The organism is Pseudomonas sp. W2Oct36, assembly GCF_041060465.1.
GTDB lineage: Bacteria > Pseudomonadota > Gammaproteobacteria > Pseudomonadales > Pseudomonadaceae > Aquipseudomonas > Aquipseudomonas graminis_B.
The window spans coordinates 140204-155961 of record NZ_JAUERW010000014.1; the positions used below are offsets into that span (position 1 = coordinate 140204).

At 61.9% G+C, this 15758-nt stretch carries 15 protein-coding genes; 10 read left to right on the forward strand and 5 right to left on the reverse strand.

Features of this window, described 5'->3' with window-relative positions; all coding sequences use genetic code 11:
• Nucleotides 1–19: 19 nt before the first annotated feature.
• A complete protein-coding gene (gene rarD, locus QWI18_RS18335; protein WP_065989432.1) occupies nt 20–904 on the reverse strand; it encodes an EamA family transporter RarD in 885 nt (294 codons plus the stop codon).
• 875 nt (nt 905–1779) lie between these two features.
• Here rarD and QWI18_RS18340 point away from each other — a divergent pair.
• Complete coding sequence (locus QWI18_RS18340; protein ID WP_369319479.1) at nt 1780–2940, forward strand: MFS transporter; 1161 nt, start codon at nt 1780–1782, stop codon at nt 2938–2940.
• Nucleotides 2941–2946: 6 nt separating this feature from the next.
• Here the strand turns inward: QWI18_RS18340 and QWI18_RS18345 are convergent, their stop codons facing one another.
• Nucleotides 2947–3384 carry a carboxymuconolactone decarboxylase family protein gene (locus QWI18_RS18345; RefSeq protein ID WP_192134378.1) on the reverse strand — a complete coding sequence of 146 codons (438 nt, stop codon included), beginning with the start codon at nt 3382–3384 and terminating at the stop codon, nt 2947–2949.
• Nucleotides 3385–3505: 121 nt separating this feature from the next.
• A complete protein-coding gene (locus QWI18_RS18350) occupies nt 3506–3991 on the reverse strand; it encodes a multidrug/biocide efflux PACE transporter (protein ID WP_369319480.1) in 486 nt (161 codons plus the stop codon).
• 118 nt (nt 3992–4109) lie between these two features.
• Between QWI18_RS18350 and QWI18_RS18355 the strand changes: the two genes are divergently transcribed.
• Nucleotides 4110–4997, forward strand: a complete 888-nt coding sequence (locus tag QWI18_RS18355; protein WP_192134376.1) for a LysR family transcriptional regulator — start codon at nt 4110–4112, stop codon at nt 4995–4997.
• A 6-nt stretch (nt 4998–5003) separates the two neighbouring features.
• Here QWI18_RS18355 and QWI18_RS18360 read toward each other — a convergent pair whose 3' ends face one another.
• The gene (locus tag QWI18_RS18360) at nt 5004–5930 is read right to left on the reverse strand and encodes a LysR family transcriptional regulator (RefSeq protein ID WP_065989446.1); all 927 of its coding nucleotides are present in this window, start codon (nt 5928–5930) and stop codon (nt 5004–5006) included.
• 327 nt (nt 5931–6257) lie between these two features.
• Here QWI18_RS18360 and QWI18_RS18365 point away from each other — a divergent pair, with 327 nt between their 5' ends.
• From QWI18_RS18365 to QWI18_RS18385, 5 genes are all read left to right on the forward strand, one after another.
• The gene (locus tag QWI18_RS18365) at nt 6258–6986 is read left to right on the forward strand and encodes a DUF969 domain-containing protein (protein ID WP_192134371.1); all 729 of its coding nucleotides are present in this window, start codon (nt 6258–6260) and stop codon (nt 6984–6986) included.
• A complete protein-coding gene (locus tag QWI18_RS18370; protein ID WP_369319481.1) occupies nt 6983–7933 on the forward strand; it encodes a DUF979 domain-containing protein in 951 nt (316 codons plus the stop codon). The genes QWI18_RS18365 and QWI18_RS18370 overlap by 4 nt, the downstream gene beginning before the upstream one ends.
• Nucleotides 7934–8270: 337 nt before the next feature.
• Complete coding sequence (rbsK, locus tag QWI18_RS18375) at nt 8271–9191, forward strand: ribokinase (protein WP_369319482.1); 921 nt, start codon at nt 8271–8273, stop codon at nt 9189–9191.
• 67 nt (nt 9192–9258) lie between these two features.
• A complete protein-coding gene (fucP, locus tag QWI18_RS18380) occupies nt 9259–10590 on the forward strand; it encodes an L-fucose:H+ symporter permease (RefSeq protein ID WP_065989457.1) in 1332 nt (443 codons plus the stop codon).
• Nucleotides 10587–11672: an aldose 1-epimerase family protein gene (locus QWI18_RS18385; RefSeq protein ID WP_369319483.1), complete on the forward strand. Its 1086-nt coding sequence runs from the start codon at nt 10587–10589 to the stop codon at nt 11670–11672. The genes fucP and QWI18_RS18385 overlap by 4 nt, the downstream gene beginning before the upstream one ends.
• Before the next feature lie 217 nt (nt 11673–11889).
• Here the strand turns inward: QWI18_RS18385 and deoR are convergent, their stop codons facing one another.
• Entirely contained in the window at nt 11890–12660 is a 771-nt protein-coding gene (deoR, locus tag QWI18_RS18390) for a DNA-binding transcriptional repressor DeoR (RefSeq protein ID WP_065989462.1), read from the reverse strand.
• Between the two features lie 130 nt (nt 12661–12790).
• Here deoR and deoC point away from each other — a divergent pair, with 130 nt between their 5' ends.
• The 3 genes from deoC to QWI18_RS18405 all read left to right on the forward strand — a co-directional run bounded on the left by deoC (nt 12791) and on the right by QWI18_RS18405 (nt 15505).
• Nucleotides 12791–13471: a deoxyribose-phosphate aldolase gene (gene deoC, locus QWI18_RS18395; protein ID WP_369319484.1), complete on the forward strand. Its 681-nt coding sequence runs from the start codon at nt 12791–12793 to the stop codon at nt 13469–13471.
• A 173-nt stretch (nt 13472–13644) separates the two neighbouring features.
• Nucleotides 13645–14598, forward strand: coding sequence for an alpha/beta hydrolase (locus tag QWI18_RS18400; RefSeq protein ID WP_369319485.1), 954 nt, complete (start codon nt 13645–13647; stop codon nt 14596–14598).
• Between the two features lie 67 nt (nt 14599–14665).
• Nucleotides 14666–15505 carry an AraC family transcriptional regulator gene (locus tag QWI18_RS18405; RefSeq protein ID WP_369319486.1) on the forward strand — a complete coding sequence of 280 codons (840 nt, stop codon included), beginning with the start codon at nt 14666–14668 and terminating at the stop codon, nt 15503–15505.
• Nucleotides 15506–15758 lie beyond the last annotated feature (253 nt).

Genomic DNA, 15758 nt, shown 5'->3' on the forward strand with positions numbered 1-15758 from the left:
CCAACGAGCAAACGTCAATTCACACGCTGTTGCGTCGCCGCTGGGCCAACACATGTTTGGCGCCTTCTCCCACCAGGACCATGACCGCCAGCCAGATGGGCAGGTAGGTCATCCATTCATCGCGGCCGATGGATTCGCCCAGCAGCAGGGCGACGCCGACCAGCAGCACCGGCTCGACGTAGCTCAGCAGGCCGAACACGCTGAACGCCAGCAGGCGGCTGGCGCGAATGTAGCTGACCAGCGCCGACGCACTGATCGCCCCCAATACCGGAATCAGCACATAGAACCGCGGGAATTGTTCCACCACCGACGGGTTGCCTTGGCAGATGAACAGCACCGCGACGGGCAGGATCAGCAGCATGTCCCACCACAGGCCGCCGAGGTTGTCGGTCTTGAGCTTGCGCCGCAGCACGAAGTACAGCGGATAACCCAGGCAGACGAGCAGGGTTTCCCAGGAAAAACTGCCCAGGCGCAGCAGTTCGTTGCCGACGCCGACGAGGGCGCAGCAGGCGGCGATTTTTTGCAGGTGGGACAGGTGTTCGCCATACACCACGCGTCCGGTGAGGATCATCGTCAGCGGCAGCAGAAAATACCCCAGTGATACTTCCAGGCTGCGGCCGTGCAGCGGCGCCCACATGAACAGCCACAATTGCGCGCCCATCAAGGTGGCTGACAGCGCCATCGCCGCCAGCAGGGCAGGCGTCTGACGCACACGGGCGGCGAGGGCGCGGGCGAGTTTCCAGTCTCCGGTGGAGAGCATGAACAGCGTCACGCAGGGCAGGGTCAGCAGCATGCGCCAACCGAAGATTTCTTCACCGCTCAATGGCGTGAGCAGTGAGGTGTAGTAGTACATGACCGCGAACAGGCAGGAGGCCATGACCGATAACGCAACGCCCTTGTACACAGGGGCTCCTTGTTTTCGATGCTTCAGGATTGGGGTGCAGGGATGCTTTTATCGGCGGGCTCTGATGGCGCGCTTTGATGGCACTTGTTGAGGCGCTTTTTGAGGCATAGCGCACTGCAACGGCGCAGAGTTTATCTGAGGTCGTGCCGTCGGTCCGCAGCAATCTGGTAAACCGCAGGTGGGCTGGCAGTAAACGATGCTCGTTCGGGATCAAGATCAAGATCAAGATCTACAGCGGTCGGCCTAGGGGCCTCGGGTTTCGCCTTCGGCGAGTTACTTTTAAAAAGCACTAAAAGTAACCAAAAGTGCCTGCTCTCGGTTTGGCCCGACTTCGTCGGGTTCCCTCACTCCGACGACGCTCCGTGGGCCCGCGCCGAACGGACATCCATGTCCTGGCGGCGCTCTCGCGGCATCCATGCCGCTCGGCCCACTCCGCGTCGTCTGCGTTCGGCCTGCACCAAAGTCGCGATTGGCGGTGTTTGAACTACCGCGTAGAAGATCAACAGCAACAGCAACAGCAACGGCTTCCCGGCTGAAGCCGGTCCTACCATGGGCGCGTTTGAATAGTGGGACCGGCTTTAGCCGGGAAGGCGTCGAGTGCCGCGCCGCAAAATGAATGGTGTACGCACAGGCCTCTTTCCGGCTGAAGCAATTGATCGTTCCCACGCTCCGCGTCCGTGTCGGCGAGATCGATTGAGGCGTTCGTGAGGCCACTCCCTTCAACATCCCTTCTTCGGCATTGTTTCAAGCTTTGTTAGGCTGGTCCCTATTTCGAGGGGACTATTTCGAGGGGACTGATTTATTTACAGCGCTTCACCGTAAATGAATCTGTCCCCGTCCAAGAGTCCCCGTCCAAGCATTTCAAGGGAGCGGCAATGACTTCCATCAGCACCGCAGCGCCCGTGGTACCGGGGCGGCTGGAGCAGTTTTCGACGCGTATCGCGTTTTTTGTCACCGGGTTCAGTATGTCGGCCTGGGCGCCGCTGGTGCCTTATGCGAAAAGCCGTCTGGGCCTGGATGACGCCGGCCTCGGGTTGTTGCTGTTGTGCCTGGGCATTGGCTCGATCGTGTCCATGCCACTGGCCGGAGCGATGACGGTGCGTTATGGCTGTCGGCGGTTGATCGTGATAACGGGCGGCATCGCCTGTGTGTGCCTGCCTTTATTGGCGACGCTCAGCTCGGTGCCGCTGATGGTCGCCACGCTGTTTGTCTATGGCGCGAGCATGGGCGCGCTGGGTTGCGTCACCAATATCCAGGCGATCATCGTCGAACGGGCGAGCGGCAAGACCATGATGTCCGGGTTTCACGGGCTGTTCAGCTGCGGTGGGATTCTGGGGGCGGCGGGGGTGTCGGCGTTGTTGAGCGTTGGCGTCTGGCCGTGGCTGGCGATGGCCTTCGTCGCGTTGTTCATTGCCCTCGCGCTGTATAAAGCCGCGCCGCACTTGTTGCCCTATGGCAGCGAACCGGGCGGGCCGGCGTTTGCGATTCCGCGGGGCGTGGTGCTGTTCATCGGGTTGATGTGCTTCACGGTGTTCCTCACCGAAGGCGCGATGCTCGACTGGAGCGCGGTGTTCCTCAGCGCCCAGCGCGGGGTCGAGCCGTCTTACGCAGGGTTCGGTTATGCGGTGTTCGCGCTGTTCATGGCAATTGGGCGCCTGTGCGGCGATCCGATCGTCCGGCGCCTCGGTGTGCACAAGATCATCCTGTTTGGCGGGCTGTGCGCGGCCGCCGGGATGACCGTCGCGACGCTGATTCCGGTTTGGCAGGCGGCGCTGTGCGGGTACGCGCTGGTGGGCATTGGCTGTTCCAACATCGTGCCGGTGTTTTACAGCGCGGTCGGCCGGCAGAAAACCATGCCGGAGAACGTGGCAGTGCCGGCGATCACCACATTGGGCTACATCGGCATTTTGATGGGGCCGGCCGGCATCGGTTTTGTCGCTCACCTCAGCAGCCTCGGCGCGGCGTTCATGATCATCGCTGTGATGCTGCTGGGCGTGGCGATCAGCGGGCGGTTCTTGCGGGTGTCAGGCCAATAACGGGAATCAGCTCGGCATCATCGCAAAGCCCACGCCGAAGCGGTTCCAGGCGTTGATGGTGGCGACGGCGAGCGTGATGTTGACCACCTCGGCGTCGCTGTAGTGCTTGAGCAGCGCCTCGTACTGATGCTGCGGCGCGCGGTGCACGGGCAGCAGCGTGAGGCTTTCCACCCAGGCAAGTACGACCTTTTCCTTCTCGGTGAAGAATTCGGTGTCTTCCCACACGCTAAGGGTCTGCAGACGGGCCTCGGTTTCGCCGGCCTTGCGTGCGTCATTGGCGTGCAGGTTGACGCAGTACGCACAGCCGTTGAGCTGCGAAGCACGCAGACGTATAAGCTCCGAGAGCGAATGATCCAGCCCCGATTTGCTCAGCGCCGTCTCCAGCCCGACCATGGCTTTGTAGGCCTCCGGCGATTTCTGGGCCCAGGCGATTCGGTTGTTCATGTCAGTGCTCTCTTCAAAGGTTGCCGGCGATAGCCGCTGGACGTGGCGAAAGCTTACGTCGGCGCTGGGGCACGCCGAATAGCCAATGAAGGAGGTTTAGGGGAGACCAATTACACGGTTATCAATCAGCGGCGCATGACTGGGGCCGGGCGATCAGTCGCTCGCGAATACCGTCGTAGGCCAGGTTGAACAGCATTGTGTACGGGAGATACAAAAGCACCAGGCCGATGTCCAGCAGGAAGGCTTCCAGCAATGTGACCGACAACCACCACGCCACCATCGGCACCACCAGGAAAATCAGTCCCGCTTCAAAGCCGATGGCATGCAGCGCACGCGCCTTGAGATTCAGGGCGAAACCCAACTGCGCCCGCAGGCGGTCGAACCCGGCGTTGAAGACCATGTTCCAGAGCATGGCGATCGTGGAGATCATCACGGTCATCGCGCCCATCTTGCCAATGGACTGGCCGAGCACCCAGGCCAGCCCTGGCGCAAACATCAGCACGCCGATCAGTTCGAACAGCAGCGCATGCAGGACGCGCTCTTTGAGGGACTTTCGCGACACAACCGGCTTCGCGGTCGTGTGGGAGGTCAGGGTATGCAGAGGCATGGGGGCGATCACTTTTTCGGGGCAGGTGTGCATTGTCGTGGTGCGATGGGCTAGAGTGAAAATCGGTCCCATCGGAAAAACCGATGGAGAATTCAGCGCTGTGCAGAGGTGCCACCCCGTGAGTTATTCCCCCGAAGCCCTTGAAGCGTTCGCGCAGACCATCGCGCTGGGCTCGTTCAGTGCCGCTGCGCGACGGCTGGGCAAGAGTCAATCGACCATCAGCGAGGCCATTTCGCGGCTGGAGATTGATCTGGGGGTCGAACTGTTTGATCGGTCAACCCGCCATCCGGCGCTTACCGAAGCGGGCAGGGCGCTGGAAGGGCGCATCGAAGACGTGCTCGCAGCGTCCGACACCTTGCGCCGCGCGGCAGGGCGTCTGGTTGAAGGGATGGAGCCGCGCCTGACGCTGGTGCTGTCCGACGCCAACCAGTTCGCTGAATTTCAGGCACGCATGACCGAACTCGATCAGCGCTTTCCGGAGCTGGAACTGGAGTGCGTGTTTGCCGAGCACGGCGACGCGATCAACTTGATCCAGACGGGTCGTGCCTCCCTGGGTTTGCTGTCGGCCCAGGCCTCGTATCCGCCGGAAGTGGGCTACGCGACTATCGTCGAGCGCGCCGACTTCGGCATCTTCGTTTCCCACAACCACCCGCTGGCCACTGAAAAGGCCGTCGATTATCGCCATCTCGCGCAGCATCGGGCGTTGCGCCTGAACACCATCGTCGACGAAAGCGTGCCCACCGACGATCTGCCCAGTGGCGCGCGGCGCAGCTGGTCAGCGCCTAATTACCTGCTGCTGATGGACATGGCGATCTTCGGATTCGGCTGGTCGGCACTGCCGCGCTGGCTGGTCAGCACCTGCGGTCAGGGCCGGTTGAAGGAACTCACGGTGCCGGGTTGGCCGCGCAGCTCGGCGGTCGACGTGATCTGGTCCCGGCAAAAAAGCCTGGGCCCGGCGGGGACGTGGCTGCTGGACACGCTGCTGGAGGGGCGGGGGGGCTATTGATCGGGCTTACTCGGGTCCGCCCTCCAGTACAAACCCTTCCGGCATCTCCTGAGCGAACGCGTTTACCACCTCGCGGGTCAGGCTGACGATGTCTTCCACCAACTCCATGCCCGCGCCGGTGCGCCAGCTGGCGACGATGTCCATCAGCGGCGGCAGCGGCACGTTCTCGATCAGCGTCAACGCGCCCTGGGCCAGTTCGCCATGGACCAGCGTCACCGGCAGCGCGCCGATGCCGAAGCCGTCGCGCACCAGGCGGGTGATCGCCGACGCCGAGTTCACGCAGTTGATCCGTGGCGTGACGATGTTGGCGGTGTGCAGCATGTTGAGGATGTCCTGGTGCGGCCGCGAGTTGCGCGAGAACGTGACGATGCGCGCTTCGGCGATCTCTTCGAGGGTCACGTCCGGGCGGTCGAACGCCGAGCCGGTCGGCACTACCCAGCGCAGGGGATAGCGCGCCAGCACCGCGTTGCGCACGCTGTCAAAACGCAGCACGTCGGTCTGGAAAATGATGTCCTGATACCCCTTTTCCAGCTGCGAGCAGAGGTTGCTGGCGGTCTCGGCGGTGAGCTCGATTTCCAGGTTCGGGTAACACTTCATCAGGCGTGTTACCAGGGGGCTGAGCCAGGTGTGTATCACCGTATCCATGGCGCCGATGCGGATGCGGCCGCGCACCTGGCTCGGGTCCTTGATCGCCGCCTTCATGCTTTGCATGGTGTCCATGATGTGCTCGGCGTATTCGAGCACGCGCAGACCCTCTTGGGTCAGCGACACGCCCCTGGAATCGCGGACGAACAGGCGCACGCCCATTTCGTCCTCCAGCGCGGCGATGCGGCTGGAGATAGAGGCCTGGGTGCTGAACAGCTTTTCCGCCGTCAGACGAAAGCTTTTCAGCCGCGCGACCCAGACGAAGGTTTCCAGAAACTTGAGATTCACCGAGGGATTTCCTTAAGCAATTGAGCGCCGGCTGACATTCAGCATGACCTGCGATCGACACATCGTGACCGGCACGGCCTGTGCAAACCGAGCACTGGAACAGCAGGTTGCATGCCATCCCGGCAACAGAAAATCTTATGGACCATAGCGGGTTTTTCCCGTTGGACGCCCCGGCGGGACTGCGGTGCCATGGGGCAGCGGCGCTGTGACTCCGTTGAGCCTGGGCTTAGCCTGTGCTGAGCATAAGTGCTGTCATCGCTCGTTTCTCGACCCTGTTCCTCATTCGTGCCCCAGCAAGGTACCGCCACTGCCAACGAGAACCCCATCATGCAAACCGCTATCAACCTCTGGCCGCTGCTTGGCGTGCTGGTCATCGTTCTGGGCTTCGTCCTGCGTTTCAACCCGATGCTGGTCGTGGCGCTTGCCGCTCTGGCCACCGGCCTTGCCGCCAGCATGCCGCTGGAAACCATTCTGGCGACCATCGGCACGGGCTTCATCAAAACCCGCACGCTGCCGCTGATCATCCTCTTGCCTCTGGCGGTGATCGGTTTGCTGGAACGCCACGGCCTGCGTCTGCACGCGCAGAACTGGATCGCCCGGTTCACCGGCGCGACGGCCGGACGTTTGCTGATCGCCTACCTGTTCGTGCGGGAAACCACTGCAGCCTTGGGGCTGACCAGCCTCGGCGGCCACCCGCAGATGGTGCGGCCGTTGCTCGCGCCCATGGCCGAGGGCGCCGCTGAATCGCGTTTCGGCAAGCTGCCCGAGGGGTTGCGCATCAAGCTGCTGGCGTTGTGCGCAGCGACCGACAATGTCGGGCTGTTCTTTGGTGAAGACATCTTCGTCGCGTTTGGTGCGATTGCGCTGATGCACACCTTCCTGCTCGGCTCCGGCATTGATGTCAACCCGATGCACATCGCCTTCTGGGGGATTCCGACAGCGATCTGTGCGTTCGTCATCCACGCCATCCGCCTGCACCGTTTTGATCAGCGCCTGAACCGTGAGCTGACGGCGCTGCCGCCGGCTTCCGCGGTCGACAAGGAGCTGGCGCGATGATCATTTCCATTCAATACCTGTACTGGCTGGCGGGCGTGATTCTGGCGATCACCGCGTTCATGACCGCGACCGATCGGACCAATCCCAAGCGCTGGACCACGGGCTTGTTCTGGGGCTTGTTCGCCATCGCGTTTCTGGTCGGCGAGAAGCTGCCACCGGTGTGGGTGGGCGTCGGGGTGATCGTCATGGCGGTGATCGCCGGGTTCGGCGGCGTGGGTTTCGGCCAGCATGAGAACCTCAACGACCGGGCGCGGCGGGAGAGTGCAGGGCGCTTGAAGAACAAGCTGTTCATTCCGGCGCTGGCGATTCCTCTGGTCACCGTGATTGGCGCGGTGCTGCTGAAGAACATCAAGTTTGGCGACGTCTTTCTGCTGGACCCGGCCAACAGCACGTTCGTGTCGCTGGGCATTGGCAGTCTGCTGGCGCTGGCCCTGGCCTGCTGGCTGACCCGCGACACGCCGGTGCAGGCCATGCGCGAATCGCGGCGCCTGACCGAAGCGCTGGGTTGGGCATTGGTGCTGCCACAGATGCTGGCGATGCTCGGCCTGGTGTTCAACGATGCGGGCGTCGGCAAGGCCGTGGCGCACCTGGCGACGGCATACATCAACCTGGATTTTCGCCTCGTCGCGGTGATGGTGTATGTGCTCGGCATGGCGCTGTTCACCATCGTCATGGGCAACGGTTTCGCCGCGTTTCCGGTGATGACCGGCGGCATTGGCGTGCCGGTGCTGGTGGGCATGTACGGCGCCAACCCGGCGGTGATGGCCGCCATCGGCATGTTCTCGGGCTACTGCGGCACGCTGATGACGCCGATGGCGGCCAACTACAACCTGATACCTGCGGCGTTGCTGGAACTGCCTGACAAATATGCCGTGATCAAAGCGCAAATCCCCACCGCGCTGGTGATGCTGGTGGCGAATATCCTCCTGCTGTATTTCCTGATGTAGTCATTTCCTGATCTGATTTCAGCGCCCGGCCCGCAGGCTTTTGCGGGCAGACCTCCTCCCTCGGCTCGCTTCCACCATTCAAATTCGGCGTTGTCTGCCCCTCACCGCAAACGTTTGCGCGAATTCGTGGTCTGTACGACCAGTGGCTGGAAACCCTCTGCCTCAGGGCTTACAGCCCGCTTCCCATGAACACCGTGTGCACCCGATACCAGGCCGCATGTCTCCCCGGGAAGAAATAGGTTGAATAGTCACACAAAATGTTATTTAAATAACAAAAATAAAACCGCGACGGTGGCTCATTCTTCGGGCCCAGCGCGTGAACAAGGTACTCACACACATGAATAAGATCGCGGTCATCGGCAGCAATATGGTGGATTTGATCACCTACATCGACCGGATGCCGGCGCAGGGTGAGACCCTCGAAGCACCGAATTTCGCCATGGGCTGCGGCGGCAAGGGCGCCAATCAGGCCGTTGCGGCGGCCAAGCTGGGCGCTGACGTGCTGATGCTGAGCAAGGTCGGCGACGACATGTTTGCCGACAACACCCTGGCCAATTTCAAGCGCTACGGCATCGATACCCAATTCGTCCAGCGCGTTCCCGGCGTATCCAGCGGCGTCGCGCCGATCTTCGTGCAGAGCGATTCCCACAACAGCATCCTCATCGTCAAAGGCGCCAATGCGCACCTGAAACCTGCGGACATCGACGCTGCCCAGGCCGCGTTGCGCGACTGCACGCTCATCGTGCTGCAACTGGAAATCGAGCTGGAAACCGTTTACTACGCCATCGAATTCGCCAAGGCCAACGGCATTCCGGTGCTGCTCAATCCTGCGCCTGCCGTGAAGGGCTTGAGCCGCGAGCACCTGTCGCAGCTGGACTTTTTCATTCCCAACGAAACCGAACTGGCGCTGGTCACCGGGCGTGTCATCGACTCGGTGGAATCGGCCCGCGCGGCCGCCCGGCAACTGGTGCAGGACGGCATTCGTCACGTCATCGTCACCCTCGGTGAGAAGGGCGCGCTGTACGTCGGTGAAGAAGGCGAATTTCGCGTCGAAGGCATCAAGGTCGATGCCCGCGACACCACCGGCGCCGGCGACGCGTTCATCGGTTGCTTCGCCCGCCACTGGAGCGAAGACGGCGACATGCGCAACGCCATGACCCGCGCGGTGGCCTATTCCGCGTGCTCGGTCACCGGCCTCGGCACCCAGAGTTCCTACCCGGACGCTGCCGCGTTCAGCCACTTTCTCGACACTCTTTGAGCCGCCGCGCCTTGCCGATCGCCTGATCGGTGGGGCGGGTATTTCCTGTACTTCCCGGAGAACAACAATGACAAAGCCCGCGCTCCAACAATCACCGGACGGGTTCTACCTGAACCGCACGCCGTGGTTCGCCTTTCTTCTGCTGTGCTGCTGTTTCGCACTGTGGGCGGCGGCCGCGAGCATGAACGACGTGCTCATCGCGCACTTCAAGAAAGCCTTCCTGCTCAGCGATGTGCAGACCTCGTTCGTGCAATCGGCGTTCTACCTCGGTTACTTCTTCGTGGCGATTCCGGCGGCGATGGTCGTCAGACGTTTCAGCTACAAGACCACCATCCTCATCGGCCTGGTGCTGTACATGGCGGGCTGCTCGCTGTTCTTCCCCGCAGCGTCGATGGCCAAATACGGCATGTTCCTGATGGCGCTGTTCGTCATCGCGGCCGGCCTGGCTTTCCTTGAAACCGCCTGCAACACCTACTCGACGCTGATGGGGCCGCGTGAAACCGGTACCCGTCGCCTGAACATTTCCCAGACCTTCCACCCGTTCGGCGCGATGACCGGCGTGTACGTGGGCAGTTTTGTGATGTTCAAGGACACCGACGCCACCCGCGAGCAGTTGACGCAAATGAGCGCCTCGGAAGCCGCCGTCCAGCAACTGCAGATGATTCAGTCCACGCTGCTGCCGTATAAATGGATGATCGCGGTGCTGGTCCTGATGTTCGTGCTGATCGCGTTCACCAAGTTTCCGGCGTGCAAGGGCATCGTCAAGGCCAACGTCAAATCCAGCAGCATCGGCCAGAGCCTGTCGCGTCTGTGGCGCAACCCGCGCTTTACCTTCGGCGTGCTGGCGCAGTTTCTGTATGTCGGCGCCCAAGTGGGCGTGTGGAGTTTCACCATTCGCCTGGCGATGCAGATGGGCGGGATGAACGAGCGCAGCGCCTCGTGGTTCCTGCTGACCACTTTCGCGGCGTACTTCGTCGGCAAGATGGTCGCCAACCTGCTGATGCGCAAAATGTCCCCGGCCAAGGTGCTGGCGATCTACGGCGTGCTGGCCATCGTACTGCTGGCCTACACGATTCTGGTGCCGAACATCAGCGCGGTGTATGCGGCGGTGGGTGTGAGTATTTTCCTGGGCCCGTGCTGGCCGACCATTTATGGCCTGACCATCGACGGTCTGGGTGAGGACACCGGCGTCGGCGGTTCGCTGCTGGTGATGAGTATTGTCGGCGGCGGCGTGATGCCGATCTTCCAGGGCCTGCTCTCCGACGCCACCGGCGGCAACATGCAGATCGCCTACACCGTGCCACTGCTGTGCTTTGTGGCGATCGTCGCTTATGCCATCAAGTGCATGCGTGATCCGCTGCCGGCCCAGGCGCCGGCTGGCGCGGTGACGGCATCATGAGGGGCACCGAAACGCGCACCACGATTTCGCTGTACCCGGAGCTGTTCAGTGGCGATGAAAAGACGCTGCTGGAATCCGCTGACTTTCGTGTGCTGGCCTGGACCTATCCCAGCGGCGTGAAAGCCCTGGCGCTGGAGAATGACCGCGGCCGGGTCGTGGTGCTGCCTTATCAGGGGCAGATGGTCTGGTCAGCGGTGTTCGATGGCTGCGACCTGACCATGCGCAACATGTTCGAGCAGCCGCGCCCGAGCCCAACGGTGATAGGCACCTACGGCTGCTTCATGTTCCACAGCGGGATCTTGCGCAACGGCTGCCCGACGCCGGAAGACGATCATCCGTTGCACGGCGAAATGCCCTGCGCGCCCATGGACAGCGCCTGGCTGGAGATCGGCGAGGACGCTGGCGGCGGGTTTTTGCGCATCGGCGGCGAGTATGAATATGTGATGGGCTTTGGCGACCACTACCGCGCCAGGCCCAGCGTGACCTTGCGCCCGGGTTCGGCGCTGTTCGACATCGGCATGGACGTGCGCAACCTGGCCGGCAAGCCGATGGAGCTGATGTACATGGCGCACATGAACTATGCCTACGTCGACGGCGGACGTTTCGTCGAGCCATTGGGCATGGCGCGTACACGGGTTCGCAGCAGCGTGCCGGCCCACGTCAAGCCGACGCCGGCATGGTCGGCGTACATGGCCGAACTCACCGAAGACCCTTCGCGGCTGGAAAGCCTGAGCACGCCTGATTTGTACGACCCGGAGATCGTTTGCTTCTTCGACGGCGTCCACGCGGACGCCCAGGGCAATGCGCATTTCCTGCTCAAGCACCCTGAAGGCCCGGCGTTTTACACGCGTTATCAACCGGCGCAGTTCGACCATGCGGCGCGGTGGATCCTGCACAACGCTGATCAGCAGGTGGCTGCGTTTGTGCTGCCTGCGACTTGCGAGCCCGAGGGGTATCTGGCGGAAAAGGCCAAAGGTAATGTGCGTTTGTTGGGTGCGGGGGAGAGCGCGTCGTTCAGCGTGACGACGGGGTATCTGGGGGCTGAAGAGGTGCGGCAGCTGGAAAGCGATCTGAAACGCTGAAGGCGCCTTCGCGATCAAGGTGGAGCGCCACCCCGGTCGCTCCCATGGTGATCGGTTTCCGTCCACAGATGTCCGGTGACTTCTGATTCGCTGAGAGTGAGCTTGCTTACTTTCACAGTGATCAGTTTCCATCCTCGGATCTTGAAACCACATCATACTTGTGGGAGTGAGCTTGCTCACGAATGCGGTGGCGCAGGCAACACAAATTCAGGGCTGATCACACCACCCAACGCGCCCCATACCCCTCAATCAAATCCCGATAAACCTTCGGCAGCTTCTTGTCGCTCACCACCACATGAAAGTCTTGCAACGTCGCGAAATGCGCGGTGCGCACGGCGTCGAACTTGGAATGATCGGCCAGCAACATGCAGTGCCGGGCTTGGCGCAGGACCTTTTGCTTGACCTCCACTTCATTGAAGTTGAAGCAGGTCACGCCCAGCTCGTCGCTGACTCCGGCCGCCGAAACGAACGCCCAGGTCAGGCGGATGCCATCCAGAATCGTCGCTTCGCTGTGGTGCTCGAACACCTGATTCTTGCGATGAAAGGTGCCGCCGCACAACACGATGGAGCAGTTGGGCTTCTGCTGCAGCTTGAGCAGGACGTTAAGGGAATTGCACACGGCGGTGAATTCCAGCTCGTCCGGGATGAAGTCGATGACGAAAGGGATCGTGGTGCCGCAATCGAAAAACACCGTATCGCCGGGTTGGATGAACGCTGCCGCGAGCTTGCCGACCCGGCGCTTTTCCTCGACGTGGCGGGTGCCTTGCTCAGTGACCTTGTAATCACTGGCCTCCGACGGATCAAATGCCAGGGTGATGTGCCCGCCCAACAAGTGGAATTTGTCGGGGTGGCGGGTCAGGTCACGACGCAGGGTCATCTCCGAAACGTCCAGCAGGGCGGCCATTTCCTTCAGGTGAATAGCCTTCTGATCGTGCAGGGCTTGCTGGATCAATTTGATCCGGTCGGATTTTTTACTGTCCACGGGCATTCCGATTGTCGAATGGATATGGTAAAAAAATAACATTCATTGTTATATTTACAACATAAAATGATGCGCTCAGGCATGAAGCTTAAAGCGTGTCGCTGGTTACCGCCTCACTATCAGGAAACGATTGGCCATGAAGATCGAACCCGCAGCACTCGCCCAGTACATCGACCACACCTTGCTGGCCGCCGACGCCAGCCGCGCGCAGATCGCCACCCTGTGCCGCGAAGCCCATGCGCACGGATTCTATTCGGTGTGCGTGAACTCTGGCCAGGTGCCTTACGCCGCCTCGTTGCTGGAAGGTCAGGCCGTCAAAGTCTGCGCCGTGGTCGGGTTCCCGCTGGGTGCCGGGCTGAGCGACACCAAGGCTTTCGAGGCGAAGCAGGCCATCGCGGCCGGCGCGGGCGAGATCGACATGGTCCTGAACATCGGCTGGCTGAAGGACGGTCTGTTTGATGAAGTGCGCGACGACATCGCTGCCGTGAAAGATGCCTGTGGTGCGGTCCCGCTGAAGGTCATCTTCGAAACCTGCCTGCTGGATGACGCGCAGAAAACCCGCGCCGCCGAGATCTGCCGTGACCTCAACGTCGCCTTCGTCAAGACCTCCACCGGTTTCAGCCGCAGCGGCGCGACCCTGGAAGACGTCGCCCTGATGCGCAAGGTCGTGGGGCAGGGCGTTGGCGTGAAAGCGTCCGGCGGCGTGCGTGACTATGCAACAGCGGTGGCGATGATCGAAGCGGGTGCGACGCGACTGGGGACCAGTTCCGGGATCGCGATCGTCAGTGGGGCGGCGGCTTCGGGCTCGGGTTACTGATTCTGGCGGAAGGTGTCTGGCGCTGACCCTCGCAGGGCACCGTCACTGGTGTGGGCTGGCCTTTCGACAGAAGGCCTTTCGACAGAAGCCTTTCGCCGAAAAGAGCAGGACCCACCCCGCCAATGAGTGGCAAACTGCCGATGCACTCACTTCTGCACCGGACACCTTTCTCAATGCGAACATTCTCCCTGGCGCGGCTCAAGGCTCGCTGGTTCTTCTGGCTGTGCATGCTGCTGATCGTCGTCGGTCTGCCGGTCGGTTGCGCAGCGCTGCAGCACAAGGAGCGTGAACTGGTCTTCATGATCGAGCCCGGCACGGCGAGCTGGTACCGCGGCCTGCCGTCCGATGTGCAAGAGCTGGAACTCAAGGGGCCATCGTTTGGCCTCGGGCAGAACATCCATGCCTGGTGGTGGGCTTCGGACAAAAAAGACGCTCCCGCCATTCTGTATCTGCACGGCTCGCGCTGGAACCTCACCGGTCAGCTGTTCCGCATCGAACAACTGCGCGCCCTGGGCTTTTCCATCCTCGCCATCGATTACCGCGGCTTCGGTCAGAGCAAGGGCCAGTTGCCGTCGGAAGCGTCGGTCTATGAAGACGCGCGCATCGCCTGGGAACGTCTCAAGCAGATTCAACCCGACCCGCAAAAACGCCTCATATACGGTCATTCGTTGGGTGGCGCCGTGGCCGTTGACCTCGCCGCCGAACTGGGCCGGGACGCGCAGAAAGGCGACGGGCCAATTCAGGCGCGGGGCCTGATCATCGAATCGACCTTCACCAACCTCGCCGACGTCGCGTCCTCCGTCGCCAGCAAACGCACCTCGTTGCCGGTGCGCTGGCTGGTCTCGCAGAAATTCGACTCCATCGACAAGATCGCCGACGTGCACATGCCGGTGCTGATCGTCCATGGCACGGCGGACCCGTTCGTCGCACCGCGTTTCAGTGAAGCGTTGTTCGACGCGGCACAGGAGCCGAAGAACCTGCTGATGGTGCCGGGTGGTAACCACAACAACAGCATGAATCTCGGGCGCCAGGCTTACAGTCAGGCGATCCAGAACCTGCTCAGCGAGAAGCCTCCGGCAGTGCATGCGTCCAACGCATCGGCGGCGTTGCTCAAGCAACCCGGTTAGCCCCTTTTCATGAACGCGGCCGGTGTCCTCTCAAAGCACCTGCCGTCCACTGCCGCGAGCGCTGCCAATGGACACACACGCAGACGAAGACACCCATCTGACCCACTCCGCCCGGGACTGGGTGCTGCGTGCCGCGCCGCTGCCGCAGATCGAGCGGATCGAGGCGTATTTTCACGGCCACGGTTTCGAGATGCACCGCCACGACACCTACGCCATCGGCCATACGATGTCGGGGGTGCAGAGCTTTCAGTACGGCAAGGAACGGGTCAACAACCTGCCGGGGCAGACGATGGTGCTGCACCCCGACGAACCCCATGACGGCCACGCCGGGACCGAAGACGGCTTTCGCTACCGGATGTTCTACCTGGAACCGGCGATGATTCAGCAGGTGCTCGGTGGCAAGCCGCTGCCGTTCATCAAGGGCGGGGCGTCGAATGATCCGCGCTTGTTCAGGGCGACGCAGGCGCTTTTGTCCGATCTGAACAACGCGCTGGATCCTCTGGAACTGGACGACGCGATCTACGACCTGGCCATCGCCCTGCAAGCGGCCGCCGGTGTGCGCAAGGGCCGCCAGACCGTCAACTACGCTGGCGCGCAACGTGCGCGGGAAATGCTCATGGCCAGTCTGGAGCAAGGTGTCAGCCTCACCGATCTGGAACAGGCCAGCGACACCGATCGCTGGCGCCTGTCGCGGGATTTCCGCGTGCTGTTCGGCACCACGCCCTACCGCTACCTGACCCTGCGCCGGCTGGACCTGGTGCGCCATTCGATAGCGTTGGGCGTGTCGTTGAGCGATGCGTCGGTGATGGCAGGATTCTCCGACCAGAGCCACATGACGCGGCATTTCCTGAAGACCTTCGGCTACCCGCCGGGGCGGTGGTTGAAGATGTTGGGGGCAGGCGCATAGCGGATCGAACGCCCTTGGTGGGACTGGCCTTGGCTGGGAAGGCTGTACACCTTGTGGGACCGGCTTTAGCCGGGAAGGCGCCAGGCGTCACGCCGCAGAATGGATGGCGTACACAACAGCCTCTTCCCGGCTGAAGCCGGTCCTACGAAGACACCGCATACCTGCAGTGGTCTAATTTCCCCGGACACCTCGATAAGTGGAAAATACATTTATCGAGGTGTCTTTCATGACTAGAAAACGCAACAGGTTTGAC